Source organism: Bacillus sp. FSL M8-0266 (assembly GCF_038613425.1).
Lineage (GTDB): Bacteria > Bacillota > Bacilli > Bacillales > Bacillaceae > Bacillus > Bacillus pumilus.
The window spans coordinates 2,254,766-2,279,692 of the sequence record NZ_CP152015.1 but is presented as its reverse complement, the minus strand read 5'-3'; the positions used below and the strand labels follow the sequence as shown (position 1 = coordinate 2,279,692).

Below are 24,927 nucleotides of genomic sequence, written 5' to 3'. Positions count from 1 at the left end.
TACTAGCCTATAAGAAAAAGATAAATCCATACATAGGGGTGCAAATCCATGTTAAAAATTGAAGAAATTCATGAACTGATTAAATTAATTGACGAATCAACAATTGATGAATTTACGTACGAAAACGAAGGTGCAAAAATCAAACTAAAGAAAAATAAAGAAGTCGTTCAGCAAGTAGCGGCACCAGTGGCTCCTGTCCAAGCAGCTCCAGCTCAACAAGCTCCTAAAGCACAAGCTCCAGCTCAGACCGAAGCCCCTGCACAAGAGGCAGCTGCGTCTGAAAATCTGCATAAAATCACATCCCCAATGGTTGGCACATTTTATGCTTCATCTTCACCAGAAGCAGATCCATATGTGACATCAGGTTCTAAGGTGAAGGAAAACACAGTTGTGTGCATCGTAGAAGCGATGAAACTGTTTAATGAAATCGAAGCAGAAGTAAAAGGTGAAATCGTCGAAGTATTAGCTGAGAACGGTCAGCTTGTAGAATTCGGACAACCCCTCTTTCTAGTGAAAGCAGAGTAAGGAGTACGATCATGATTAAAAAGCTATTAATTGCAAACAGAGGAGAAATCGCAGTTAGAATTATCCGCGCTTGTAAAGAGCTTGGAATTGAAACAGTTGCGGTATTTTCTGAAGCGGATCGCGATGCGCTTCATGTTCAAATGGCTGATGAAGCATATTGCATCGGACCGACTGCTTCAAAAGATAGTTATTTAAATGTCACGAATATTGTCAGTGTAGCCAAATTAACAGGGACAGATGCCATCCATCCAGGATACGGCTTCCTTGCTGAAAATGCAGACTTCGCAGAGCTTTGCGAGGAATGCAATGTCATCTTTGTTGGGCCAACTGCATCAGCGATTTCCAAAATGGGAACGAAAGATGTCGCAAGGGAAACAATGAAAGATGCTGGCGTTCCGATTGTTCCTGGTTCTCAAGGAATTGTAAAAGATCTTGATGATGCTGTTTCAACAGCAGCAAGTATTGGGTATCCTGTGATTATAAAAGCAACTGCCGGCGGCGGTGGTAAAGGAATCCGTGTGGCTCGTACCGAAGAAGAACTCATTAACGGTGTCACCATCACGCAGCAGGAAGCAGCGCAAAACTTTGGTAACCCTGGCGTCTATTTAGAAAAGTTCATTGAAGACTTTAGACACGTGGAAATCCAAGTGCTTGCAGATCAGCATGGCAATACCATTCATTTAGGAGAGCGTGATTGCTCGATTCAAAGAAGAATGCAAAAGCTTCTTGAAGAAACGCCATCACCAGCGCTGAATGCAGACATCCGTGAGCAAATGGGTGAAGCAGCCGTAAAAGCTGCAGAAGCTGTTGAATACACTGGTGCTGGAACAGTCGAATTCATTTATGATTATAATGAAGAGAAGTTCTACTTCATGGAAATGAATACCCGTATTCAAGTAGAGCATCCTGTAACAGAAATGGTCACAGGTGTTGACTTGATCAAAGAACAAATTAAAGTCGCATCAGGTGAGAAGCTTTCTCTTACACAAGAGGATGTCGTATATGAAGGATGGGCAATCGAATGCCGTATTAATGCAGAGAACCCAGAGAAAAACTTCATGCCTTCAGCTGGTGAAATTAAAATGTATCTTCCGCCAGGCGGTCTAGGAGTACGTGTTGATTCTGCCGCTTATCCGGGCTATGTGATTCCGCCATATTACGATAGTATGATTGCAAAGGTGATCACATATGGTAAGACGAGAGAAGAAGCGATTGCGAGAATGAAACGCTCGCTTCAAGAGTTCGTCATTGAAGGAGTCTACACAACGATCCCATTCCATCTAAGATTGCTTGAGCATGAAACATTTGTGAGTGGTAATTTTAATACGAAGTTTTTAGAAACATACCAAATCATGAAATAATCACAGCTTTCGGAGGTGAATGATCGTGTCAGATAACAATTTGCTTGAAATGAACCTTGATGAAGATCAATTGGGAAAAGTGCAAATTGCACCAGAAGTGATTGAGGTCATTGCTGGGATCGCCGCTTCAGAAGTCGAAGGCATTGCCGAAATGCGCGGCAATTTCGCTGCTGATGTAGCAGAACGCTTTGGTAAGAAAAATCACCGTAAAGGTGTGAAAGTAGATGTCTCTGATGAAGGCATCACAATCGATGTATATTGTGTGGTTGAATTTGGCCTATCCATTCCAAAGGTATCCACTGCTGTACAAGAAAATATCCGTCAAACTCTTTTGAACATGACTGCTTTAACGATTAATGAAATCAATATTCATGTCGTTGGTATTCAATTTGATACTAAAGCATCTGAGGCTGAAGTAGATCAAGAAATGTAAAAAAAGAGTTCAAGTGAAACCAAGGAGGCATTGCCTCTTTGGTTTTTTAAAGCCCATTTTTGGGTCATTTCCGAATAATAATGATCTCACACGTAAATTGATTCGTTTTTCGTGACAGCTCACATGGATCTTGGTGCGACCATGGTCAAAATATGTTATGATCTCTGTATGGCTTAACGACAAGCGGATAAAGTGGTTAAAGGAGTAAATAATGAAAAGAAGAACTGCAAGAGAAAAGGCGCTACAAACATTATTTCAAATTGATGTGAGCAATATTGATCCGAAAGAGGCCATTACACATGCGCTGGATGAACAAGAATCAGATCCTTTTTTCGAGGAGCTGGTTTTCGGTGTGCTTGAACAAAAGGACAAGCTCGATGACATGATTTCACAGCATTTAGTGAATTGGAAACTCGATCGTATTGCAAACGTAGACAGAGCCATTTTAAGGCTGTCTGTGTACGAGATGGTGTATCAAGAAGATATCCCGGTTAGTGTCTCAATGAATGAAGCGATTGAACTGGCCAAATTATTCGGTGACGATAAAGCATCGAAATTTGTAAATGGAGTACTTTCAAACATTAAAAACGACCTAAAGCAGCAATAGGAGGATTCGACATGACAGCAACAATCATCGATGGGAAAGAAACAGCAAAAGAAAAGCGTGAGCAATTAGCAAAAGAAGTAGAAGAGCTAAAACAAAAAGGTGTCACACCTGGTCTTGCCGTTATTCTAATCGGTGATGATCCGGCTTCACTTTCTTACGTACGCGGGAAGAAAAAAGCAGCAGAAGCAATGGGGATGCATTTCCAGCTAGATCATTTAGATGCTTCTTTAACAGAAGAAGCATTGCTTCAGCTGATTGATCAGTACAATGCCAACGATCAATTCCACGGGATTCTTGTTCAGCTTCCACTGCCAAAACATATTTCTGAAAAAGCCGTGATTGAACGTATTTCACCTGAAAAAGATGTTGATGGTTTCCATCCATTGAATATCGGGAAAATGCTCCTTGGGGAAGACACATTCCTTCCATGCACACCAGCAGGCATTGTTGAATTACTAAATAAAACGGGCGTCAGTCTTTCTGGAAAAGAAGTCGTTGTTGTCGGACGCAGCAATATTGTCGGTAAACCAGTAGGACAATTGCTGTTAAACGAAAACGCAACGGTTACTTATTGCCATTCAAGAACAACGAATATTTCAGAACATACGTTGAAAGCGGATATTTTAGTTGTTGCCGTCGGTCGAGCAAACTTTATTAAAGCTGACCAAATTAAAGAAGGCGCTATTGTGATCGATGTAGGAGTCAATCGTTTGGATACTGGAAAGCTTGTTGGAGATGTTGATTTTGAAGAGGCAAAAGAAAAAGCTTCTTATATCACACCAGTCCCTGGCGGAGTCGGTCCAATGACGATTACGATGCTTGCACATAATACGGTTAAATCAGCAAAACGTACATTAGCATAAGCTTTATCCATTCATCCACCTGCATGCTGCTGGTGGATGAATGTGCGTTTTTGAAGAGGAGGAATACGTCATGAGTGAAAAAGCCTTTGTGACGGTCACAGCCCTTACAAAATACATAAAAAGAAAATTTGATGTTGATCCGCATTTAGAAGATATTTGGATCAAAGGTGAGCTATCCAATGTCAAGATTCATTCAAGAGGACATGTGTACTTCACCTTAAAAGACGAAAATGCACGCATGCAAGCTGTCATGTTCCAGCGCTCTGCGGCGAAGCTGCCTTTTTCACCTAAGAGTGGAATGAAGGTGTTTGTACGAGGCGGAATTCAAGTCTATGAACCAAGCGGTAACTATCAATTATATGCAAAAGAAATGCAGCCTGATGGTGTTGGTGCTCTTCATCTTGCTTATGAAGAGCTGAAGAAAAAGCTAGCAAGCGAAGGCTTATTTGATGCGCGCTATAAAAAAACAATCCCCGAATATCCAGAGGTTGTTGGTGTCATTACGTCTCCAACAGGAGCGGCTGTTCGAGATGTCATTACGACCATCAATCGGCGCTATCAGCAGGCGAAAATCATTGTGCTTCCGGCGCTCGTTCAAGGTGAGCATGCGACCCGTTCCATCGTAGAGCGAATTAAGGAAGCGAATGAAAAACAGCTCTGTGATGTCTTGATTGTCGGAAGAGGAGGCGGTTCGATTGAAGAGCTTTGGGCTTTTAATGAAGAAGCTGTCGCAAGAGCCATCTTCGCATCAGACATTCCAATCATATCTGCAGTTGGACACGAAACAGACTTTACGATCAGTGATTTCACTGCAGATATGAGAGCACCCACACCAACAGGAGCAGCCGAACTTGCTGTTCCAAGCACGACCGATTTAATTGAACGAATCAAATCAATCGATATACGGCTAACAAGAGCGGTAAAGAATCGAACCTCACAAGCCAAGGATCGTCTTGTGGCGCTGCAATCCTCTTATGCCTTCCGTTTTCCAAAACGATTACAGGAGCAAAAAGAGCAGCAATTCGATTTGGTATTTGACCGTTTTCAAAAACAGCTGACGAGACAAATTGAGCAAAAACGCAGTCAGCTAGACCGCCAGACATACAGGCTGAAGCCGCTTCACCCTAAAGAGCAGCTGCTTCAAGCGAAAAAACGCCACGCCAATGAAACAGAACAGCTCATTCGCAGTATGAATGTGCAAATGAAAACAATTCATTCGCAGTTCCAATCGGTTCTTGGTAAACTAAATGCATTAAATCCACTTCAAGTGATGGAAAGAGGCTACAGCTTAGCCTATAAAGAAGATGAACTAATAAAAAGTGTGAACCAAGTAGAGCCGAAGGATCAGCTGACCATCACGATGAGGGATGGACGTCTGATTTGTGAGGTTATTGAGAAGGAGGGGCAATCAACATGACAGAATCCAATAAACAAAAAGAAGAACAAATGACATTTGAAGAGGCGATGAAAGGTCTTGAGGAGATTGTGGGAAAGCTCGAAGAAGGAGATGTACCACTTGAGCAGGCCATTCATTATTTTCAAGAAGGGATGACCCTTTCGAAGCTTTGTCATGAAAAATTACAGCATGTTGAAAAGCAAATGGATTTCATTTTAAAAGAGGACGGTGAGCTGGCTCCCTTCTCAGTGAAGGAGGCAGATGCTGGTGACAAGTAATTTAAATGAATTTTTAACAACACGAAAGCAGGCCATTGAAGATTATTTATTTACATATGTTCAGGAATTGACGATTCCTGAAGACCTGAAATCTTCTATGCTCTATTCTCTTAAAGCGGGCGGGAAAAGGCTTCGACCTGTTCTCGTTCTTGCTCTTCTAAATGCCTACGGTAAAAACGAAGAAGACGGTATACCTGTCGGCTGTGCGGTTGAGATGATTCATACGTATTCATTGATACATGACGACCTTCCTTGCATGGACGACGATGACCTTCGCAGAGGAAAACCGACAAATCATAAAGTGTACGGAGAAGCAACAGCGGTTCTTGCAGGTGATGCCCTTTTAACAGAAAGCTTCCGCCTGATTACATCTCAGCTGTCTAGCGGCGTCTCAGCTGACAAAAAGCTCAGAATTGTGGATGAGCTTGTAAAGTCAGCAGGTGCACTAGGAATGGTTGGCGGTCAATTTGACGACATGGAAGCAGAGCAAAAACAAGTATCGCTTGCTGAACTAGAATCCATTCACGCCCGTAAAACAGGAAAGCTTCTCACATTCAGTGTCGCAGCAGGTGCAATGCTGGCAGGAGCATCAGATGACGATATCGAAAAGCTAAGGGAATTCAGCTATCATATTGGCATTGCGTTTCAAATCCGTGATGATATTTTAGATCTCGAAGGAAGCGAAGAAAAAATCGGAAAACGGGTCGGCTCTGATACAGCAAATGAAAAGTCGACATATCCTTCTTTATTAACGCTTTCAGGAGCAAAAGAAAAGCTGCATGAGCACATCACACGTGCAAAAGAAATTGTCTCAAATCTTCAATTAGAGCAGCAATTGCTGCATGATTTATGTGATCTAATTGCCTCAAGAGATCATTAAAAACAGCCTAGATTTGAGGGTCCTCGAGCAATTGTGGTAAACTGTAAACAGTTTATTATGATGAGACAACTCTTATTCCCTATTGGTTTTCAAAGGAATAAGGCATTATAGATGTATATAGAAATTTTGTTGAAAGCGAGTTGATCCTAATTGGATCTTTTATCAATAAAAAATCCAACGTTTCTAAAAGGAATGTCAAATGCAGAATTAGAGGAGCTTAGTGCTGACATTCGCATGTTTTTAATTGAGTCCTTAGCTAACTCTGGTGGGCATATCGGTCCGAACCTGGGAGTCGTTGAACTGACTGTTGCGCTTCATAAAGTATTTGACAGCCCAAAAGACAAATTCCTCTGGGATGTTGGACATCAGTCTTACGTTCATAAGCTGTTAACGGGAAGAGGGTCGGAGTTTGATACACTTCGTCAATATAAAGGGCTTTGCGGTTTTCCTAAACGAAATGAAAGCGAGCATGATGTGTGGGAGACAGGTCACAGTTCAACCTCGTTATCTGGCGCGATGGGTATGGCGGCAGCGCGTGATATCAAAGGGACAGATGAATATATCTTGCCGATTATCGGAGATGGTGCACTAACCGGAGGTATGGCGCTAGAAGCTTTGAATCATATCGGTGATGAAAAGAAAGATATGATTGTCATATTAAACGACAATGAAATGAGTATTGCACCAAACGTCGGTGCGATTCACACAATGCTTGGTAGATTACGTACAGCTGGCAAATACCAATGGGTAAAAGACGAGCTTGAATATTTATTCAAGCGCATTCCAGCTGTTGGTGGTAAGCTTGCTGCCACAGCAGAGCGTATCAAAGACAGCCTCAAATATTTACTTGTATCTGGCATGTTTTTTGAGGAAATGGGATTTACCTACTTAGGTCCTGTCGACGGACATTCGTATGAAGATCTTTTTGAAAATCTTGAATATGCAAAGAAAACAAAAGGTCCTGTTCTTCTGCATGTCATCACGAAAAAAGGAAAAGGCTATCAGCCGGCAGAATCCGATAAAGTCGGGACTTGGCACGGTACGGGTCCATACAAAATTGATACAGGGGATTTTGTAAAACCGGCAGCAGCAGCTCCGTCTTGGAGTGGTCTCGTTAGTGAAACGGTCAGAAAGCTGGCACGGGAAGATGAGCGGATTGTTGCGATCACGCCTGCGATGCCTGTTGGTTCAAAGCTTGAAGGCTTTGCGAAGGAATTTCCAGAGCGGATGTTTGATGTAGGAATTGCCGAGCAGCATGCAGCCACAATGGCAGCTGGGCTTGCGACGCAGGACATGAAGCCATTTTTAGCGATTTATTCAACGTTCCTACAAAGAGCCTATGACCAAGTGCTACATGATATTTGTCGTCAGAACCTTAACGTATTTATTGGCATTGACCGTGCTGGACTTGTCGGTGCAGATGGAGAAACCCATCAAGGTGTGTTTGATATTGCCTTTATGCGTCATATGCCGAATATGGTACTCATGATGCCAAAAGATGAAAATGAAGGACAGCACATGGTCAATACAGCTATTCAGTACGATGACGGTCCTATTGCTATGCGCTTCCCGCGCGGTAATGGGCTAGGTGTCAAAATGGATGAACAGCTGAAAACCATTCCAATTGGGTCCTGGGAGGTTCTTCGTCCAGGGAAGGATGCCGTGATTTTAACATTTGGTACGACGATTAAAATGGCACTCCAAGCAGCAGAAGAACTTCAAAAAGAAGGGAAATCGGTTCGTGTTGTCAATGCTCGTTTTATTAAGCCTCTTGATGAAGCGATGTTAAATGACATTTTTTCTGAAGGTATTCCGATTTTAACGATTGAAGAAGCTGTGCTCCAAGGCGGATTTGGCAGCAGCGTTTTAGAATATATACACGATAAGAAAGCATCTCATATTAAAGTAGAACGTATGGGCATTCCAGATGAATTTATTGAGCATGGAAGTGTTGATGCCCTGCTTGAAGAAATTGGTTTGACGAAAGCACAGGTTGCTGATACTTTACGTGACCTGCTTCCCGCAGCACCAAGAAAAGGAATTGGATCATGACATCAAAGAAAGAACGACTTGACGTTTTATTAGTTGAACAAGGACTAATGGAAACGAGAGAGAAAGCAAAGCGTGCCATTATGGCAGGGATCGTTTACTCAAATGAAAACCGTTTGGATAAACCAGGAGAGAAAATCGCTCGTGATACACCGCTCACTGTGAAAGGGAACCCTCTGAAATATGTGAGCCGCGGCGGATTAAAGCTCGAAAAAGCGCTAAAAGAATTCGACTTAACCGTTGAAGGAAAATTGCTAATTGATATCGGTTCATCAACAGGTGGATTTACAGATTGTGCGCTTCAAAATGGAGCGGTCAAATCATATGCTGTTGATGTTGGCTACAATCAGCTTGCGTGGAAATTAAGGCAGGATGACAGGGTCATCGTCATGGAGCGCACCAATTTCCGTCATTCCGTCCCAGCAAATTTTACTGAAGGATTGCCAGAAGTGGCGTCAATTGATGTCTCTTTTATTTCACTTAAACTCATTCTGCCGGCTTTAAAGCACATTCTTGTCCCAGGCGGAGACTGTATTGCACTCGTCAAGCCTCAATTTGAAGCAGGCAGAGAGCTTGTTGGGAAAAAAGGCATCGTGCGAGATCCATCGGTCCACCTTGGTGTACTGGAAGAGATGAATCAATTTGCTGCAAAAGAAGGCTATGATGTGAAGGATGTATCATTTTCGCCTATTACTGGCGGAGACGGGAATATTGAGTTCCTTCTCCATTTAGTGCTTCATCCCGATCAAGAAGAGAATGCGGCACTACCGGTTTCAGAGCTTGAAAAGATCGTCAAGGAAGCCCATTCTGTATTGAAAGAAAAGAAAAACAGTCCTGAGCCGGCTGATACATGAGGTTGAAACAAAAGGAATAATAGCTCGCTATTATTCCTTTTTACATGGTCAAAAGATGAGAATTGGCCGTTTCTCACGTAACGCTTGTTTTTTGAACTGTGGTTCATATAACATAGAACGTAAAGACAAACTGAGATCAAACGCCTAGGGGGGTCAAAAATGACTAAAGGTCAAAGGCATATCAAGATTAGAGAAATCATCGCGAGCCAAGAGATTGAAACACAAGATGAACTAGTCGATATTTTAAAAGCCGATGGATATAACATTACACAAGCGACCGTTTCAAGAGATATTAAAGAATTGCATTTAGTGAAAGTGCCAACGAACAATGGAACATATAAATACAGCCTTCCTGCGGATCAGCGGTTTAATCCGCTGTCTAAACTAAAGCGATCCTTAATGGATGCATTTATTAAAATGGATGCTGCCAGTCATTTAATTGTCCTCAAAACCATGCCGGGTAATGCACAGGCGATTGGGGCTTTAATGGATAATTTAGATTGGGAAGAAATCATGGGAACCATTTGCGGAGATGACACCATTTTGATCATTTGCCGCACAATAGATGATACGGAAACAGTTTCAAGCAAAATTTTAGAGCTTCTATAAAGAATCAGGTTTACAAAAAGAGGTGTCAAATGAGTGTTAGCAGAACTAACCATTAAAAACTTTGCAATCATTGAAGAGTTAACGGTTTCATTTGAAAAAGGACTCACAGTCCTAACAGGGGAAACAGGTGCAGGGAAATCTATCATGATTGACGCTGTCTCACTTCTTGTGGGAGGTAGAGGGTCGTCTGAATTTGTTCGTTATGGTGAGAAAAAGGCTGAGCTGGAGGGGCTTTTTCTTGTGCCAGCAGCTGACCATCCTGTATTTGCTTTATGCGAAGAGCAGGGAATTGACGCAACGGATGAAATGATGATTCTTCGCCGTGATATTAACAATAACGGGAAAAGCATTTGCCGTATCAATGGCAAGCTCGTTACAATCTCACTTTTACGCGAAGTAGGACGCCTTTTGCTCGATATACATGGACAGCACGATAACCAGTTATTGATGGAGGATGAAAATCATCTGCATTTACTCGATCAATTTGGAGCAGAAGAAATTGCACCTGCTTTGTCACAGTATCAAGAAGCATATGAGCAATATACAAAGACAGCCCAAAAGCTAAAACAGCTCTCTGAGAATGAGCAGGAAATGGTGCACCGGTTAGATTTACTGCAATTTCAGCTAGAAGAGATTGAAGCGGCACAATTAGAGCCGGGAGAAGATGAGAAGCTTCAAGAAGAGCGCCACCAGATCAGCAACTACGAAAAAATCTTTTCCTCACTCCAAAACGCCTATAATGCCTTGCGCAATGAGCAGGGGGGACTTGATTGGGTTGGCATGTCATCAAGCGAGCTCGAGCAGGTTTCTGAGATCAACGACGATCTGAAAAAGCTATCCGAACAAGTGTCGAACTCTTACTATTTATTAGAGGATTCGACGTTCCAAATGCGAAGCATGCTGGATCAATTAGAGTTCGACCCAGCACGACTTGATTTTATTGAGTCTAGGCTGAATGAAATGAAGCAGTTAAAACGAAAGTACGGGACAACGGTTGAGGAAATTTTGGAGTATGCGGCTAAGATTGAAGAAGAAATCGATCAAATTCAAAATCGAGATAGTCACCTGCAGACGCTTAAAAACAAACTGGATGCAATGAGCCGTGACGCTCTGCTTGAAGCACTTAACGTTTCGGAGCTTCGTAAAAAATGGGCCAAAAAGCTAGCGAAGCAAATTCAAACAGAACTAAAGGATTTGTATATGGAGAAGTCAACGTTTGATACATCCTTTTCCATTCGGTATGCGCCTTTTAGCAGCACGGATAATCCGCTACTAGATGGAAAGCCCGTCCAGCTTGGAAAAAACGGAATCGACCAAGCTCAATTTGTGATTTCTACTAATCCTGGCGAACCGATGAAATCTTTATCAAAAGTTGCCTCGGGTGGAGAAATTTCACGTGTTATGCTCGCCGTGAAAAGTATCTTCTCAGCCAAACAAGAAGTCACTTCCATTATTTTCGATGAGGTCGATACGGGCGTAAGCGGCAGAGTTGCACAGGCGATTGCCGAAAAAATTTACAAAGTGGCGGCTGGCTCACAAGTGCTCTGCATTACGCACCTCCCGCAAGTAGCAGCAATGGCTGACACGCACCTCTTCATTTCTAAACGCTCTAAAGCAGGCAGAACACTGACAAGCGTCAAACCATTAAATCATGAAGAAAAAGTGAGTGAAATTGGCAGGATGATTGCGGGTGTGGAAGTCACTGAGCTGACAAAACAGCACGCAAAAGAATTGCTGCATCAAGCAAATGATGTCAAAACAACAGGGTAGCTGAAAAATCAGCTGCCTTTTTTATATTGTGTCAAAATCGCTGTATATACCCACGAAATCGTCTTTTTCTTTTATCAATTTATCCAATCATTTTCTATAGCTGCCGGTTATAAATCAAAGCGAAGAAGGCAAAAGTAAAGATGTAGCCAAAACATGAGTGTTCTGGTGTGGGTAAGGAGCGAGGAGAGTGAAAAATGAATGCCCGAAAAGATGAGAAAAGCCATTGGTGTGATTCTCCTTGTTTCTTTAATAAGTACAGGGTTTATGAGCATAGTGAAGGAATACATCAGCATTCCAACTAATGTTGCTGTATTTGAAAAACAGAAGCACTCAATTGACACATCAATAGAAGCGTCAGCCAATGCTTCTTCACAAGCCTTTAGTCTTTCAGAGAAAAAGAATCAGCTTGAAGTAACAGGACAAAAGGCGGGAAAAGCCGAAATTGTTTATGATTTTAAAGGATTCCCTATTAAGAAAACAAAAGTCGACGTTCTCCCTGAATTAAAAGTCGTTCCTGGAGGACAATCCATTGGCGTCAAGCTCCACTCTGTAGGAGTTCTCGTTGTAGGTTTTCATCAAATCACAACAGCAGACGGCAAAAAATCACCAGGCGAAGCCGCAGGCATTCAATCAGGGGATATGATCATTGAAATCAATGGTCAAAAGATGGAGAAAATGAATGACCTCACCCCATTTATCCAGAAAGCAGGGAAAACAGGTGAAACGCTTCGTTTACTCATAAAAAGAGACCATAAAACCTTTCAAACAACATTAACACCCGCAAAAGATGCAAGTGAAGGCACCTATCGAATTGGTCTTTACATTCGAGATTCCGCAGCAGGAATCGGCACGATGACCTTCTTTGAACCATCTTCTAAAAAATATGGTGCCCTAGGGCATGTTATTTCTGACATGGATACAAAAAAACCAATTGTTGTCGACAATGGTGAAATTGTCAGATCAACCGTAACATCGATTGAAAAAGGCACAGGTGGCAATCCTGGAGAAAAATTGGCGAGATTCTCTTCCGAACGAAAAACGATCGGGGATATCTCCCGCAACAGCCCATTTGGTATCTTTGGTACGTTAACTGAAAAGCTTGAAAATCATGTATCAGACAAACCACTTCCAGTTGCTTTATCAAATGAAGTAAAAGAAGGTCCAGCAGAAATTTTAACCGTTGTGGATCATGATAAAGTGGAAAAGTTTGATATTAAAATCGTCAGCACGACTCCGCAGAAATTCCCGGCAACAAAAGGGATGGTATTGAAGGTAACAGATGAGCGTCTTTTAAGTAAAACGGGCGGTATCGTCCAAGGTATGAGCGGAAGCCCTATCATCCAAAACGGAAAAGTCATCGGGGCGGTCACGCACGTTTTCGTCAATGACCCGACAAGCGGCTACGGCGTACACATTGAATGGATGCTGTCAGAAGCAGGCATCGATCTTTATCAAAAAAACAAAAAAGCAAGCTGATCATCAAACTGCCGCGAATCTTCCGGCAGTTTTTTTCTACCCTTTCTTTCTCTGCCATCATGTTATAAAATAAGGAAAAAGAGATTTTTCGACAAAATGGAAAATGGTATGTTGTCAAATTGCAATAATCGTCGATTCGTTAAGAAAAACGTAGAAAAAGCTAGATAATGCTCTATTATTCGGAAAATTAAAGTTTTTTAAAGGGGATAGCATGGTTTTGTCGAATTGAACACTCAGAAGAGAAATACAAAAGACTAAAGGAATCGACATTGGGGAGGAAAGAACGTGGAGAAAATTAAAGTGTGTGTAGCTGATGACAATCGAGAGCTTGTTGGCCTTTTGACAGAGTATATTGAGGGACAGGAAGATATGGAAGTGCTTGGCGTGGCGTATAATGGCCAGGAATGTCTGACATTATTTAAAGATAAAGAGCCCGACGTTCTCCTCTTAGATATTATCATGCCTCATTTAGATGGCCTTGCTGTACTGGAACGCCTCCGTGAAAACAATGACATGACCAAACAACCAAGTGTGATTATGCTAACGGCGTTTGGACAAGAAGATGTCACGAAAAAAGCAGTTGATTTGGGCGCATCTTATTTCATCTTAAAGCCATTTGATATGGAAAACCTAGTTGGTCATATTCGTCAAGTCAGTGGAAACGGCACACAAGTCACCCATCGATCTTCATCTATCCAAAACAGTGTCCTTCGAAACAAACCTGAACCGAAACGCAGAAACTTAGATGCGAGCATTACAACGATTATTCATGAGATTGGCGTCCCGGCTCATATTAAAGGTTACTTATACTTAAGAGAAGCCATTTCAATGGTGTACAATGACATCGAGCTTCTCGGAAGCATCACAAAAGTGTTGTATCCAGACATCGCGAAGAAATTTAACACGACCGCGAGCAGAGTAGAACGAGCGATTCGTCATGCGATTGAAGTGGCTTGGAGCAGAGGAAACATCGATTCCATTTCCTCACTTTTTGGTTATACAGTCAGCATGTCTAAAGCAAAACCAACCAATTCTGAATTTATCGCAATGGTGGCTGATCGTCTGCGCCTAGAGCATAGGGCAAGCTAGTTCATTTTCATAAAAAAACGTTTCTTCAAAGAGGCGTTTTTTTATTTTGAAAAATATTGTAAAAAATTGGTTGTATTGATACAATCATCTTATTGTCTCATTTGGACAACTCAGCTTGATTTATTTTCAGAATAAAATGAAAAATAAAGCATGAAAGAAATGGGTATGACATAAATTAGTGGTAATCAGCTACGCCAATCAATTGTTTGGTCTTCAAAATAGAAGAAGGAAACGCTCATTCGTAAGAAAAAGGATGAGAGGAAAAGGTCTGATGGATTTGGTAAATAAAGCAAATGAGATCGAAAGTTCTATTTCTATTGACCTGATTGGTTGGCGTTTTAAAGTCACTGGCTTCTTAGAGATTGTGCCATTTGAACTGAATATTCCCATTGTCGAATTTAATAATTTTCACATTCTTTTACTATGCTATAATAATGAAAAGAAGAGGGTGAGGTTATGGGAAAGCTGAAAATCCACTCTGCTGAGGTAGCGAACGAAATTAGCAAGTGGACGAGGGTCATTTCTCAAAATGACCTAGAAAAATCTGCTATCTATAAAGAGAAAATTCAGAATTTGCTAAAAAATACAGATGAAGACCGCGAAGTTCTCCTTTATTATCAGCTTGTTAATGGCCGACATGAAATGTTACTTGGAAATATTGAAAAAGCCAATCACATTATGAAGAGTGTCGGAACGCTTGATGAGAAAGCAGATGACATTATTAATTTTTATTTTTACTTTTACAAAGGCCAATATGCTGCATATGTGAAAAAGTATGATGAAGCCATCAGCTTTTACAAAATTGCAGAACAACGCCTAAAACGTGTGAATGAGGACCTTGAAGTAGGAACTTTTCATCATAAGGTTGCTTCAATCTATTACGAACTGAAACAAAACTTCATATCCATTAATCATATCAAAAAAGCCATCGATACGTTCAAAGCGCATGAAGAGTATACAGCGCAGGCGATTGACAGCTTGATTTTACATGCAAGTAATTGTATCGATTTGATCCAATTTGACGAAGCGGAGGAAAAATACCAAGAAGCACTTGAGAAAAGTAAACGCATTAACAATGAAGTGCTGATTGGGAAATGCTATCACAATTTAGCCGTTCTTTATTATGCGAAGCATGATTACGAAAAAAGCGCACAATATGCCAAAAAAGGGATGGGCATTCAAATGCACCGTGACAATAGCCATTATTACATCCAATCTTTATATGTTCTGGCAAATGCCTTGGTTCATCTAGGAAATCAAGAGGCGAAGGAATATATTAAAGAGGGCATTCAGTATAGTTGTGATATCCAAAATAATGAATATATAGTAAAATTTGAAATTTTAGATTTAATGTGCGAAAATAGTGGAGCAGCAGACGTATTCTCTGAAAAATTAGACTACATAGAAAAAAATAGATTATATGTGGAGCTTGAGGATTTGTCTGAACAAATATCGAAATACTTCAAGGAACGAAATGACTATCAAAATGCCATTCGTTTTCTTGAAAAGAAATTCGATGCACAAATACTTCAAAAGAAAGTGGAGGTTATCTTATGAAAAAGTTGTTGTTAGGTTTAACCGTCGTTACAGCAGTCGCAGTTGTTTCTTCCCTTTTTGCTCTTGACGCAGGGACGACAGAGCAAGCCATCAGAGCGATTACGTGATCGAATTTATACAGAACCTCTTCGTACTAATCAGAAGAGGTTTTTTTATGTGCTCAAACTGGAAAAATGAAAAGAGACACGTCATAATGAAAGGAAGCATCATACTTAGAGGTGACATATGACGAAAATTTTTGCACACAGAGGTTTTAAAGGAATCTACCCTGAAAATACCATGATAGCCTTTGAGCATGCACTCCATTCTGGAGCTGACGGAATTGAGCTGGATGTTCAGCTGACGAAAGATGGCAGGCTTGCTGTCATTCACGATGAGAAGCTGAACAGAACAACGAATATGAAAGGCTTAGTGAAAGACTATACATATGAAGAGTTAAAAGCAGGAGATGCGAGTCATTCTTTTTATGAAGAAACCGGTGCTGTATCCATTCCTCTTTTGGAGGAAGTATTGGAGCTCGTGACGCAGCAATCATCACTCATCATCAATATTGAACTGAAAAACTCCATTTATCGATATCCTGGTATTGAAGAGAAAGTAAAGAAGCAAATTGAACACTTTCAAATAGAAGATCGTGTACTTGTCTCATCGTTTCATCACGGCAGTTTAGCTCTTTTTCACAAGCTGATGCCCCATGTTGAGCTTGCTGTTCTCACAATGGATGTCATTCATCAGCCAGAGATGTACATAAAAACAGTACCTGCAAGAGGTTATCATCCGAATATAAAGGGCGCAGGGGTAACAAAAGAAGTTGTATCGGCTCTCCATGCCGCCCAGCAAGTCATCAGGCCATTTACAGTAAACAGTGAAAAACAAATGAAAAACATGTTTTCCTTAGGTGTCGATGGAATTTTCACTGATTTCCCTGATAGAGCCGTCAAAATAAGAGAAGAAATGAAATAAAGACCTGCGATCAATAGCGGGTCTTTTTTCATGTTTATCTCTGTTTAAAGCGGGTGGTCACTTTATTTCGTTTGCGGTCTCGATATAAAATAAAGCCAGCGACTACGTAAAGACCTCCCCCTAAAAAAACCAACCCTGCAATTCCTTGCAGCCATAAAAATGGAAATGGTGCAATGATGATACCGAAAACAGTGTCACGCAGCAGCTTAATCCCAAGTGCAGCAAGCGCGCCAGGTATTAAAATAATCACTAATGCAAGTATTCTCCCCATCAAATGTCCCCTTAAACGTCATTTACTTCCATTGTCTAATTCAAAAAATATTTTGTCAAGAAAGGAAAACGTGGTAATATAAGAGTTGTGCAATTTTTTGCAACGGAAAAATATGGTGTGCAAATTTTTTCATATAAAGGGGTAACGGGATGCAGAGAGTCTTGATTGTCGGTGCAGGACAGGGTGGATCAGCATTGCTTGAAACACTGCTGAAAACAAATATGATTCAAATCGTTGCAATCGCCGACCTTGATCTTGGGGCACCGGGGATGGTAGAAGCGAAAAAGAATGGAATTGATACGACAACGGATTGGAAAGAATACATAAAAGATGACATTGATATCATCATTGAAACAACGGGCAGTTCAGCTGTGCTCAAAGAACTGATAGAAGAAAAAACAGAGCAGTCTGTGATTGTTCCAAGTTCAATGGCATACGTCATATCAGAATTAATGTCAGAAAAGCATCAGCTCATTCAAATATTAAAAGAACAAACCTATAAACATGACCGCATTTTTAATGCAACGAACGATGGCATGATTTTTATTAATATGGATGAAGAAATCGTTCTGTTTAATCGATCGGCTGCCAAAATGGTTGGACGTTCGCAAAAAGATGCGATTGGTCAGCACATACGTGAAGTGATCCCGAATACAAAACTCCCCGATATTTTAAGGTCGAGGGAGCCGGAATTTCATCAAAAACAATTTCTGAATCAGCAAATACAAATTGTCACAACACGTTTGCCGATTATTGATGACGCAGGAAGAATGCTAGGCGCTCTATCCATTTTTAAAGATATTACAGATGCAGTGGAGCTTGCAGAAGAAGTCACAAACCTCAAAGAAGTGCGCACGATGCTCGAGGCTATCATTCAATCATCAGATGAAGCGATATCCGTCGTAGATGAGCAGGGGAAAGGAATTTTAATTAACAGAGCTTATACGAAAATGACGGGATTAACAGACAAAGAGGTTGTGGGCAAGCCTGCGGGTGCGGATATTTCTGAAGGGGAAAGCATGCATTTGAAGGTGCTTGAAACAAGAAGGCCGGTTCGAGGCGTCAGAATGAAAGTCGGACCTAATAAGAAGGATGTGATCGTCAACGTAGCGCCAGTGATCGTTGATGGTATTTTAAAAGGCAGTGTCGGCGTCATTCATGACGTATCAGAAATTCAATCACTCACGAATGAATTAAATAAAGCAAGACAGCTCATCCGGACACTTGAGGCAAAGTACACTTTTGAAGACATTATTGGAGAAAGTGAGCAAATGCTTGTGGCGCTTGAGCAGGCAAAGCTAGGGGCTAAAACACCAGCCACTATTTTACTCAGGGGAGAATCAGGTACTGGGAAAGAGCTATTTGCGCACGCTATACACAATGAAAGTGACCGGAAATATAATCGCTTCGTAAGAGTCAACTGTGCGGCCTTATCAGAATCCCTCTTAGAGTCAGAGCTTTTTGGCTACGAGGAAGGCGCATTTTCTGGTGCAAGGCGCGGCGGGAAGAAAGGGCTGTTTGAAGAGGCGAATCACGGCAGTATCTTTTTAGATGAAATTGGTGAAATGACGCCAAGTACACAAGCGAAATTATTACGCGTGATGCAGGAGAAAGAAATTGTTAGAGTAGGCGGAACAAAAGCGATACCTGTTGACGTGCGTGTGATTACCGCAACAAATGTCAATATTGAAAAAGCGATGGCGGAAGGAAAGTTTAGAGAGGACTTATATTATCGGATGAACAGATATCCGATTTCGATTCCGCCACTAAGGCAGCGACTTGAAGATATTGATTCCTTGAGCAAACGCCTTATTCAGAAAATTAATTTAGACTATGGTCGAAATGTGAGCGGCTTAACGGAAGGTGCGCTCGATAGACTTCGATCCTACAGCTGGCCTGGGAACGTAAGAGAACTGGAAAATGTCCTTGGACGAGCCATGATCTTTTTGAATCCGCAAGAAGAATGGATCGATGAAAATCATATTTCCTTCATGGAATCAGAAGAGCAGGAAGAAAAAGAGCAGCACGAACTGGCTGTCAGTCAATTTGAGGGAGAAACACTTTCGGATGCTGTTGAAGCGTTTGAAGCGCAGCTGATTAAACAAACCCTTGAAAAGCATCAATTCAACCGCACGAAAACAGCGAAAACGTTAGGGATTAGCATTCGAAATCTTTACTATAAAATGGATAAATATCAACTTGCAAAAGATAGCATGCAATAAAATGCACGTTACCTGCAAAAAGTTGCATATATTTCATGTGAAATGCCTTATTTCGCTGCGTTTCAAGCTGGCATAGAACTTGCATATGAAAACCATGAACCCGAGCATAAGGAAAGGTGGGCATATATGAAGCTTGACGATCTGATTATGAAAGCCGCCCAGCTGCAGAATAAAACTGCTGCTGTGGCTCATGCAGAAGACGAAGAAGTGCTTCATGCCATCAAGATGGCAATTGAACGAAAGGTCGCTCGCTTCCTGCTGGTTGGAAACAAACGCAACCTGAAGGAGCTGGTGAAACACCATGAGATCAATGAAGACTGGATAGATATTATTCATTCGGATTCTCCTGAAGAATCAGCCAAAATTGCTGTGCAGGCAGTGAGTGAGAAGCATGCAGATATATTGATGAAGGGGCATGTCACGACAGCCGTTCTTTTAAAAGCGGTGCTAAATAAAGAGTACGGGTTGCGGACGGCAAGTGTACTATCACATGTCGCGGCATTCGAAGTGCCGGGATTTGATCGTTTTATTTATGTCACGGATTCTGCGATGAACATCGCGCCCGATTTAAACATGTTCAAAGAGATTACGATCAATGCTGTTCAAGTAGCGCAAGCTGTCGGAAACGACATGCCAAAGGTGGCCGTGTTATCTGCGGTAGAGGTCGTGAACCCGGCAATGGATTCCACTTTGACAGCGGCAAGCTTGGCGCAAATGAATAGGCGAGGTCAAATTTCTGGATGCCTCATTGACGGGCCACTTGCTTTAGACAATGCCATTTCTCAAACAGCAGCTTCTCATAAAAATATTACGAGTGATGTCGCCGGTCATGCAGATATTTTGCTTGTACCAACAATTGAAGCAGGGAACATTCTTTATAAATCTCTCATCTACTTTGCACATGCAAAGGTGGGAGCTGTGGTGGCAGGAGCGAAGGCACCGATTGCTTTAACAAGCCGGTCGGATACAGCTGAAAGTAAGCTTTATTCAATTGCACTTGCCATCTGTACATCAAATTAAGCGAAAGTCATAGGAGGAATAAACAATGGAACTTTTTAAATATATGGAACGATACGATTATGAGCAGCTTGTATTTTGTCAGGATGAACAATCTGGCTTAAAAGCGATTATTGCCATTCATGATACAACACTTGGCCCAGCACTAGGCGGGACAAGAATGTGGACGTATGAAAACGAAGAAGCAGCAATCGAAGATGCACTTCGTCTAGCGAGAGGGATGACTTATAAAAACGCAGCAGCAGGCCTGAATCTTGGCGGCGGGAAAACAGTCATCATCGGTGACCCGAGAAAAGATAAAAATGAAGAAATGTTCCGTGCGTTTGGCCGCTACATACAAGGATTAAATGGCCGCTATATCACAGCGGAGGATGTCGGTACAACGGTAGAAGATATGGATCTGATTCATGAAGAAACAGACTTTGTGACAGGTATTTCTCCTGCATTTGGTTCATCCGGAAACCCGTCTCCTGTTACGGCTTACGGTGTATATAAAGGGATGAAAGCCGCTGCCAAAGCTGCATTCGGTACCGATTCACTAGAAGGGAAAACGATTGCTGTCCAAGGTGTTGGGAATGTGGCCTACAATTTGTGTAAACATCTGAACGAAGAAGGCGCACAGCTGATTGTCACAGATATCAACAAAGACTCTGTAAAACGAGCTGTAGAAGACTTTGGCGCAAAAGCTGTAGATCCTGACGATATTTATGATCAAGCATGTGATATTTATGCCCCTTGTGCACTTGGTGCAACGATTAATGATGTAACGATTCCTAAGCTGAAAGCAAAGGTTATCGCAGGTGCAGCGAATAACCAGCTGAGAGAAACGCATCACGGCGATCTGATTCATGAAATGGGCATTGTGTATGCACCTGATTATGTGATCAATGCAGGCGGCGTGATTAACGTTGCTGATGAGCTTTATGGCTATAATGCAGATCGTGCGATGAAAAAGGTAGAAGGTATTTACCAAAACATTGAACGCGTGATTGAAATTTCAAACCGTGATGCCATTCCAACTTATAAAGCGGCAGACCGATTGGCGGAGGAGCGAATTGAAAGAATGCGCAAATCAAGAAGTCAATTCCTGCAAAATGGCCAACATATTTTAAGTCGTCGCTAATTTGAAGAATGAGTTGAAACGGAGGTTTTGTTTTTGCTGACAAAAGAATGGCGTATTCTCACAATTAATCCTGGCTCTACTTCAACAAAAATTGGTGTGTTTCACAATGAACGATCTATTTTTGAAACGACACTCAGACATACAGATGAGGAATTAAAGCAATTCCCTCATATCATTGATCAGTTTTCATTTCGTCAAGAAACAATCCTGAAGACGCTGCATGAACAAGGAATGAACATCTCAAAGTTTGATGCAGTTTGTGCGCGCGGCGGTCTTCTTCGTCCGATTGAAGGTGGCACATATGAAGTCAATGAGCAAATGGTGCAAGACCTGAAAGAAGGATATGCTGGCCAGCATGCATCAAATCTCGGCGGTATCATTGCACGAGAAATTGCACTTGGTTTGAACATCCCAGCTTTTATTGTCGATCCAGTTGTAGTGGATGAGCTAAAACCAATTGCTCGTATTTCAGGGCTGCCAACGATTGAAAGAAAAAGCATCTTCCATGCATTAAACCAAAAAGCAGTCGCAAGAAAAACAGCTGCATCTTTTGGGAAGCGCTACGAAGATTTGAACATGATTATTACACATATGGGCGGCGGCATCACCATTGGTGTCCATGAAAAAGGTAAAGTCATTGATGTCAATAACGGACTGCATGGCGAAGGACCTTTCAGCCCAGAGCGAGCGGGGACCTTGCCAACAGGTGACCTCGTCAATCTTTGCTTTTCTGGTGAGTACAGCCAAGAGGAAATGCTGAAACGCATTATTGGTGAGGGTGGTCTTGCGGGCTACCTTGGTACGACAGATGCTGTGAAAGTTGAGCGCATGATTGAAGCAGGCGATGAACGGGCGGCGCTGATTTATGAAGCGATGTGCTATCAAATTGCCAAGGAAATCGGTGCGGCTAGTGCTGTCTTAAAAGGCGCAGTTGACGTCATTGTGTTAACAGGCGGACTAGCGTACAGCAAACAAATTACATCAAGTATTAGAGGTCACATTGACTGGATTTCAGATGTTGTCGTGTATCCAGGTGAAAATGAACTGCAATCCTTAGCAGAAGGTGCACTTCGTATTTTAAAAGAAGAAGAATCTCCGAAAGAATACCCAAATGATCAACGGATGAAGAAAGGAGTGACAAGTCATGGCAACTGAATATGACCTCGTCATTCTTGGTGGAGGCACAGGCGGCTACGTAGCGGCCATCCGTGCCTCACAGCTTGGATTGAAAACAGCAGTTGTAGAAAAAGAAAAGCTTGGCGGTACTTGTCTCCATAAAGGATGCATTCCGTCTAAAGCGCTGCTTAGAAGTGCTGAAGTCTATCAAACCGTCAAACGTGCTGCTGATTTTGGCGTTGAGGCAAACGGCATCGCCTTGCAGTTTGCCAATGTGCAGAAAAGAAAAGCAGAGATTGTAGAGAAACTAGCAGGCGGCGTCAAACATTTAATGAAACAAGGGAAAATTGATGTTTATGAAGGGATCGGCCGTATTCTTGGTCCATCTATCTTTTCGCCAATGCCAGGAACCATCTCCGTAGAAATGGCAAATGGAGATGAAAATGAGATGCTCATTCCAAAGCAGGTCATCGTTGCGACAGGTTCAAGACCGCGTGTGCTGCCTGGACTTGAAGCAGATGGGACGCATATTCTAACATCAGATGATGCACTAGAACTGCCAGAGCTTCCGCAGTCGATGCTCATTGTCGGCGGCGGGGTAATCGGAATCGAGTGGGCTTCCATGCTCAATGATTTTGGTGTGAAGGTGACAGTGATTGAATTTGCAGACCGAATATTGCCAACAGAGGATCATGACATTTCCAAAGAAATGGAAAAGTTTTTATCTAAAAAAGGCATCACCTTTGTGACAAATGCGAAAGTACTGCCAGATACCGTCAAAAAGCAGGAGAATCTCGTGACGATTCAAGCAGAAAAGGATGGAGACATTCAGACGTTTGAAGCGGAAAAACTTCTTCTATCAGTCGGCAGAGTACCAAATATTGAAGGCATTGGTCTTGAAAACACGGACATCCAAACAGAAAAACAAGGCATTGTTGTGAATGAACATTATCAAACGAAAGAATCGCATATTTATGCAATAGGAGATGTCATTGGCGGGCTTCAGCTGGCACATGTGGCTTCACACGAAGGCATGATTGCTGTGGAGCATATGGCTGGGAAAGATCCGAAGCCGCTCGATGAAACGCTCGTATCTAAATGTGTTTATTCTCACCCAGAAACCGCTAGTGTTGGACTCACTGAACAGGCGGCAAAAGAGCAAGGCTTCGAAGTCAAAATGGGGAAATTTCCATTTATGGCGATCGGAAAAGCACTTGTGTACGGGGAGTCAGATGGATTCGTCAAAATCATTGCTGATCAAAAGACAGATGATATTTTAGGGATTCATATGATTGGTCCTCATGTCACAGATATGATATCTGAAGCTGGATTAGCCAAAGTACTTGATGCAACGCCGTGGGAAGTCGGGCAAACAATTCACCCGCACCCAACCTTATCAGAGGCGATTGGCGAGGCTGCCCTTGCTGTTGACGGGAAAGCGATCCATTTTTAATCAAGGAGGGAAATAAGATGAGTAACATGCGTCATCATGAATTAGGATTATCAGATGAACAAGCAATTGATATATACAGAACAATGCTTCTAGCAAGAAAAATTGATGAACGGATGTGGCTTTTAAACCGTTCTGGTAAAATTCCATTCGTCATTTCTTGTCAAGGGCAGGAAGCGCAGCAAGTCGGTGCTGCTTTCGCTCTCAATAGAGAAGAGGATTACGTCTTGCCTTACTACCGTGATATGGGGGTTGTCCTCGCATTTGGGATGACAGCAAAAGATTTAATGATGTCAGGTTTCGCAAAACAAGACGATCCAAGCTCAGGCGGAAGACAGATGCCAGGGCATTTTGGACAGAAATCAAATCGAATTGTGACAGGATCTTCACCTGTTACAACGCAGGTTCCTCATGCAGTTGGCATCGCACTTGCTGGACGTCTAGATCAGAAAAACTTTGTCAGCTTTGTCACGTTCGGTGAGGGCTCTTCAAACCAAGGTGATTTCCACGAAGGCGCTAACTTTGCTGCTGTGCATAAGCTGCCTGTTATTTTCATGTGTGAAAACAATAAGTACGCGATTTCCGTACCGTATGACAAACAAGTAGCATGTGAACGCATTTCAGATCGTGCGATTGGATACGGAATGCCTGGCGTAACCGTTGATGGCAATGATCCGCTTGAAGTATATGCCGCTGTCAAAGAAGCGAGAGACCGTGCAGCAAAAGGCGAAGGACCAACGTTGATTGAAACGATCTCTTACCGTTTAACTGCGCATTCAAGTGATGACGATGATTCAAGCTATCGAGAAAAAGAAGAAGTGCTCGAAGCGAGAAAGAAAGATCCGCTCATCCAATATGAAACGTATTTAACCGAAGGAAACATCATGACTTCAGAAATGAAAGAAGAGATGACAAAAGAAATCATGCAAATCGTAAACGAAGCCACTGATGAAGCGGAAAACGCTGCTTATGCTGATGCTGAAAGCGCACTTCGTTACGTGTATGCGGAGTAAGGGGG

23 protein-coding genes are annotated in these 24,927 nt (G+C 42.1%); 22 read left to right on the top strand and 1 reads right to left on the bottom strand.

What is annotated here, in order from left to right:
- The first annotated feature begins 48 nt into the window (after positions 1–48).
- From accB to MKY83_RS11465, 16 genes are all read left to right on the top strand, one after another.
- Positions 49–525, top strand: a complete 477-nt coding sequence (accB, locus tag MKY83_RS11540) for an acetyl-CoA carboxylase biotin carboxyl carrier protein (protein ID WP_003215926.1) — start codon at positions 49–51, stop codon at positions 523–525.
- 11 nt (positions 526–536) lie between these two features.
- Positions 537–1,886 carry an acetyl-CoA carboxylase biotin carboxylase subunit gene (accC, locus tag MKY83_RS11535; protein ID WP_003215702.1) on the top strand — a complete coding sequence of 450 codons (1,350 nt, stop codon included), beginning with the start codon at positions 537–539 and terminating at the stop codon, positions 1,884–1,886.
- A gap of 25 nt (positions 1,887–1,911) precedes the next feature.
- Positions 1,912–2,319 (top strand): Asp23/Gls24 family envelope stress response protein, encoded by a 408-nt coding sequence (locus MKY83_RS11530; protein ID WP_044140994.1) that lies wholly within the window; start codon positions 1,912–1,914, stop codon positions 2,317–2,319.
- A gap of 211 nt (positions 2,320–2,530) precedes the next feature.
- The gene (nusB, locus tag MKY83_RS11525; RefSeq protein WP_003216031.1) at positions 2,531–2,926 is read left to right on the top strand and encodes a transcription antitermination factor NusB; all 396 of its coding nucleotides are present in this window, start codon (positions 2,531–2,533) and stop codon (positions 2,924–2,926) included.
- Between the two features lie 11 nt (positions 2,927–2,937).
- On the top strand, positions 2,938–3,789 hold the full coding sequence (folD, locus tag MKY83_RS11520) for a bifunctional methylenetetrahydrofolate dehydrogenase/methenyltetrahydrofolate cyclohydrolase FolD (protein ID WP_065098384.1): 852 nt from the start codon (positions 2,938–2,940) through the stop codon (positions 3,787–3,789).
- A gap of 70 nt (positions 3,790–3,859) precedes the next feature.
- Positions 3,860–5,206 carry an exodeoxyribonuclease VII large subunit gene (gene xseA / locus MKY83_RS11515; protein WP_113767413.1) on the top strand — a complete coding sequence of 449 codons (1,347 nt, stop codon included), beginning with the start codon at positions 3,860–3,862 and terminating at the stop codon, positions 5,204–5,206.
- The gene (locus tag MKY83_RS11510) at positions 5,203–5,463 is read left to right on the top strand and encodes an exodeoxyribonuclease VII small subunit (RefSeq protein WP_003215880.1); all 261 of its coding nucleotides are present in this window, start codon (positions 5,203–5,205) and stop codon (positions 5,461–5,463) included. The genes xseA and MKY83_RS11510 overlap by 4 nt, the downstream gene beginning before the upstream one ends.
- Entirely contained in the window at positions 5,453–6,343 is an 891-nt protein-coding gene (locus MKY83_RS11505) for a polyprenyl synthetase family protein (protein WP_113767412.1), read from the top strand. Before MKY83_RS11510 ends, MKY83_RS11505 begins: the two co-directional genes overlap by 11 nt.
- Before the next feature lie 150 nt (positions 6,344–6,493).
- The gene (gene dxs / locus MKY83_RS11500; protein ID WP_044140998.1) at positions 6,494–8,395 is read left to right on the top strand and encodes a 1-deoxy-D-xylulose-5-phosphate synthase; all 1,902 of its coding nucleotides are present in this window, start codon (positions 6,494–6,496) and stop codon (positions 8,393–8,395) included.
- Positions 8,392–9,246, top strand: coding sequence for a TlyA family RNA methyltransferase (locus MKY83_RS11495; RefSeq protein WP_217012203.1), 855 nt, complete (start codon positions 8,392–8,394; stop codon positions 9,244–9,246). Before dxs ends, MKY83_RS11495 begins: the two co-directional genes overlap by 4 nt.
- A gap of 159 nt (positions 9,247–9,405) precedes the next feature.
- Complete coding sequence (argR, locus tag MKY83_RS11490) at positions 9,406–9,855, top strand: transcriptional regulator ArgR (protein ID WP_065098379.1); 450 nt, start codon at positions 9,406–9,408, stop codon at positions 9,853–9,855.
- A gap of 33 nt (positions 9,856–9,888) precedes the next feature.
- Entirely contained in the window at positions 9,889–11,625 is a 1,737-nt protein-coding gene (gene recN, locus MKY83_RS11485) for a DNA repair protein RecN (RefSeq protein WP_113767410.1), read from the top strand.
- A gap of 198 nt (positions 11,626–11,823) precedes the next feature.
- The gene (gene spoIVB / locus MKY83_RS11480; RefSeq protein WP_003215755.1) at positions 11,824–13,101 is read left to right on the top strand and encodes a SpoIVB peptidase; all 1,278 of its coding nucleotides are present in this window, start codon (positions 11,824–11,826) and stop codon (positions 13,099–13,101) included.
- 285 nt (positions 13,102–13,386) lie between these two features.
- Entirely contained in the window at positions 13,387–14,190 is an 804-nt protein-coding gene (gene spo0A / locus MKY83_RS11475) for a sporulation transcription factor Spo0A (protein WP_003215740.1), read from the top strand.
- 456 nt (positions 14,191–14,646) lie between these two features.
- The gene (locus MKY83_RS11470; RefSeq protein ID WP_065098377.1) at positions 14,647–15,747 is read left to right on the top strand and encodes a Rap family tetratricopeptide repeat protein; all 1,101 of its coding nucleotides are present in this window, start codon (positions 14,647–14,649) and stop codon (positions 15,745–15,747) included.
- Between the two features lie 225 nt (positions 15,748–15,972).
- On the top strand, positions 15,973–16,710 hold the full coding sequence (locus MKY83_RS11465; protein WP_065098376.1) for a glycerophosphodiester phosphodiesterase: 738 nt from the start codon (positions 15,973–15,975) through the stop codon (positions 16,708–16,710).
- Between the two features lie 34 nt (positions 16,711–16,744).
- Here the strand turns inward: MKY83_RS11465 and MKY83_RS11460 are convergent, their stop codons facing one another.
- Positions 16,745–16,981, bottom strand: coding sequence for a DUF2627 domain-containing protein (locus tag MKY83_RS11460; RefSeq protein ID WP_003215815.1), 237 nt, complete (start codon positions 16,979–16,981; stop codon positions 16,745–16,747).
- Between the two features lie 149 nt (positions 16,982–17,130).
- Between MKY83_RS11460 and MKY83_RS11455 the strand changes: the two genes are divergently transcribed.
- The 6 genes from MKY83_RS11455 to MKY83_RS11430 are packed head-to-tail and all read left to right on the top strand — an operon-like array spanning position 17,131 to position 24,922.
- Complete coding sequence (locus MKY83_RS11455) at positions 17,131–19,203, top strand: sigma-54-dependent Fis family transcriptional regulator (protein WP_342487368.1); 2,073 nt, start codon at positions 17,131–17,133, stop codon at positions 19,201–19,203.
- 42 nt (positions 19,204–19,245) lie between these two features.
- Positions 19,246–20,223 (top strand): phosphate butyryltransferase, encoded by a 978-nt coding sequence (gene yqiS, locus MKY83_RS11450; RefSeq protein WP_223252839.1) that lies wholly within the window; start codon positions 19,246–19,248, stop codon positions 20,221–20,223.
- Between the two features lie 25 nt (positions 20,224–20,248).
- Positions 20,249–21,343 carry a branched-chain amino acid dehydrogenase gene (gene bcd, locus MKY83_RS11445; RefSeq protein ID WP_044141009.1) on the top strand — a complete coding sequence of 365 codons (1,095 nt, stop codon included), beginning with the start codon at positions 20,249–20,251 and terminating at the stop codon, positions 21,341–21,343.
- Between the two features lie 27 nt (positions 21,344–21,370).
- Positions 21,371–22,498 carry a butyrate kinase gene (buk, locus tag MKY83_RS11440; RefSeq protein ID WP_106067129.1) on the top strand — a complete coding sequence of 376 codons (1,128 nt, stop codon included), beginning with the start codon at positions 21,371–21,373 and terminating at the stop codon, positions 22,496–22,498.
- A complete protein-coding gene (lpdA, locus tag MKY83_RS11435; RefSeq protein WP_065098374.1) occupies positions 22,488–23,912 on the top strand; it encodes a dihydrolipoyl dehydrogenase in 1,425 nt (474 codons plus the stop codon). The genes buk and lpdA overlap by 11 nt, the downstream gene beginning before the upstream one ends.
- A gap of 17 nt (positions 23,913–23,929) precedes the next feature.
- Complete coding sequence (locus MKY83_RS11430; protein ID WP_003215622.1) at positions 23,930–24,922, top strand: thiamine pyrophosphate-dependent dehydrogenase E1 component subunit alpha; 993 nt, start codon at positions 23,930–23,932, stop codon at positions 24,920–24,922.
- Positions 24,923–24,927: the final 5 nt, after the last annotated feature.

What these genes read in the sequence shown, in the direction of transcription:
- accB (WP_003215926.1), top strand. Translation starts at nt 49, where the DNA reads ATGTTAAAAATTGAAGAAATTCATGAACTGATTAAATTAATTGACGAA.
- accC (WP_003215702.1), top strand. Translation starts at nt 537, where the DNA reads ATGATTAAAAAGCTATTAATTGCAAACAGAGGAGAAATCGCAGTTAGA.
- nusB (WP_003216031.1), top strand. Translation starts at nt 2,531, where the DNA reads ATGAAAAGAAGAACTGCAAGAGAAAAGGCGCTACAAACATTATTTCAA.
- folD (WP_065098384.1), top strand. Translation starts at nt 2,938, where the DNA reads ATGACAGCAACAATCATCGATGGGAAAGAAACAGCAAAAGAAAAGCGT.
- xseA (WP_113767413.1), top strand. Translation starts at nt 3,860, where the DNA reads ATGAGTGAAAAAGCCTTTGTGACGGTCACAGCCCTTACAAAATACATA.
- MKY83_RS11510 (WP_003215880.1), top strand. Translation starts at nt 5,203, where the DNA reads ATGACAGAATCCAATAAACAAAAAGAAGAACAAATGACATTTGAAGAG.
- MKY83_RS11495 (WP_217012203.1), top strand. Translation starts at nt 8,392, where the DNA reads ATGACATCAAAGAAAGAACGACTTGACGTTTTATTAGTTGAACAAGGA.
- argR (WP_065098379.1), top strand. Translation starts at nt 9,406, where the DNA reads ATGACTAAAGGTCAAAGGCATATCAAGATTAGAGAAATCATCGCGAGC.
- spoIVB (WP_003215755.1), top strand. Translation starts at nt 11,824, where the DNA reads ATGCCCGAAAAGATGAGAAAAGCCATTGGTGTGATTCTCCTTGTTTCT.
- MKY83_RS11470 (WP_065098377.1), top strand. Translation starts at nt 14,647, where the DNA reads ATGGGAAAGCTGAAAATCCACTCTGCTGAGGTAGCGAACGAAATTAGC.
- MKY83_RS11465 (WP_065098376.1), top strand. Translation starts at nt 15,973, where the DNA reads ATGACGAAAATTTTTGCACACAGAGGTTTTAAAGGAATCTACCCTGAA.
- MKY83_RS11460 (WP_003215815.1), bottom strand. Translation starts at nt 16,981, where the DNA reads ATGGGGAGAATACTTGCATTAGTGATTATTTTAATACCTGGCGCGCTT.
- MKY83_RS11455 (WP_342487368.1), top strand. Translation starts at nt 17,131, where the DNA reads ATGCAGAGAGTCTTGATTGTCGGTGCAGGACAGGGTGGATCAGCATTG.
- yqiS (WP_223252839.1), top strand. Translation starts at nt 19,246, where the DNA reads ATGCCTTATTTCGCTGCGTTTCAAGCTGGCATAGAACTTGCATATGAA.
- bcd (WP_044141009.1), top strand. Translation starts at nt 20,249, where the DNA reads ATGGAACTTTTTAAATATATGGAACGATACGATTATGAGCAGCTTGTA.
- lpdA (WP_065098374.1), top strand. Translation starts at nt 22,488, where the DNA reads ATGGCAACTGAATATGACCTCGTCATTCTTGGTGGAGGCACAGGCGGC.
- MKY83_RS11430 (WP_003215622.1), top strand. Translation starts at nt 23,930, where the DNA reads ATGAGTAACATGCGTCATCATGAATTAGGATTATCAGATGAACAAGCA.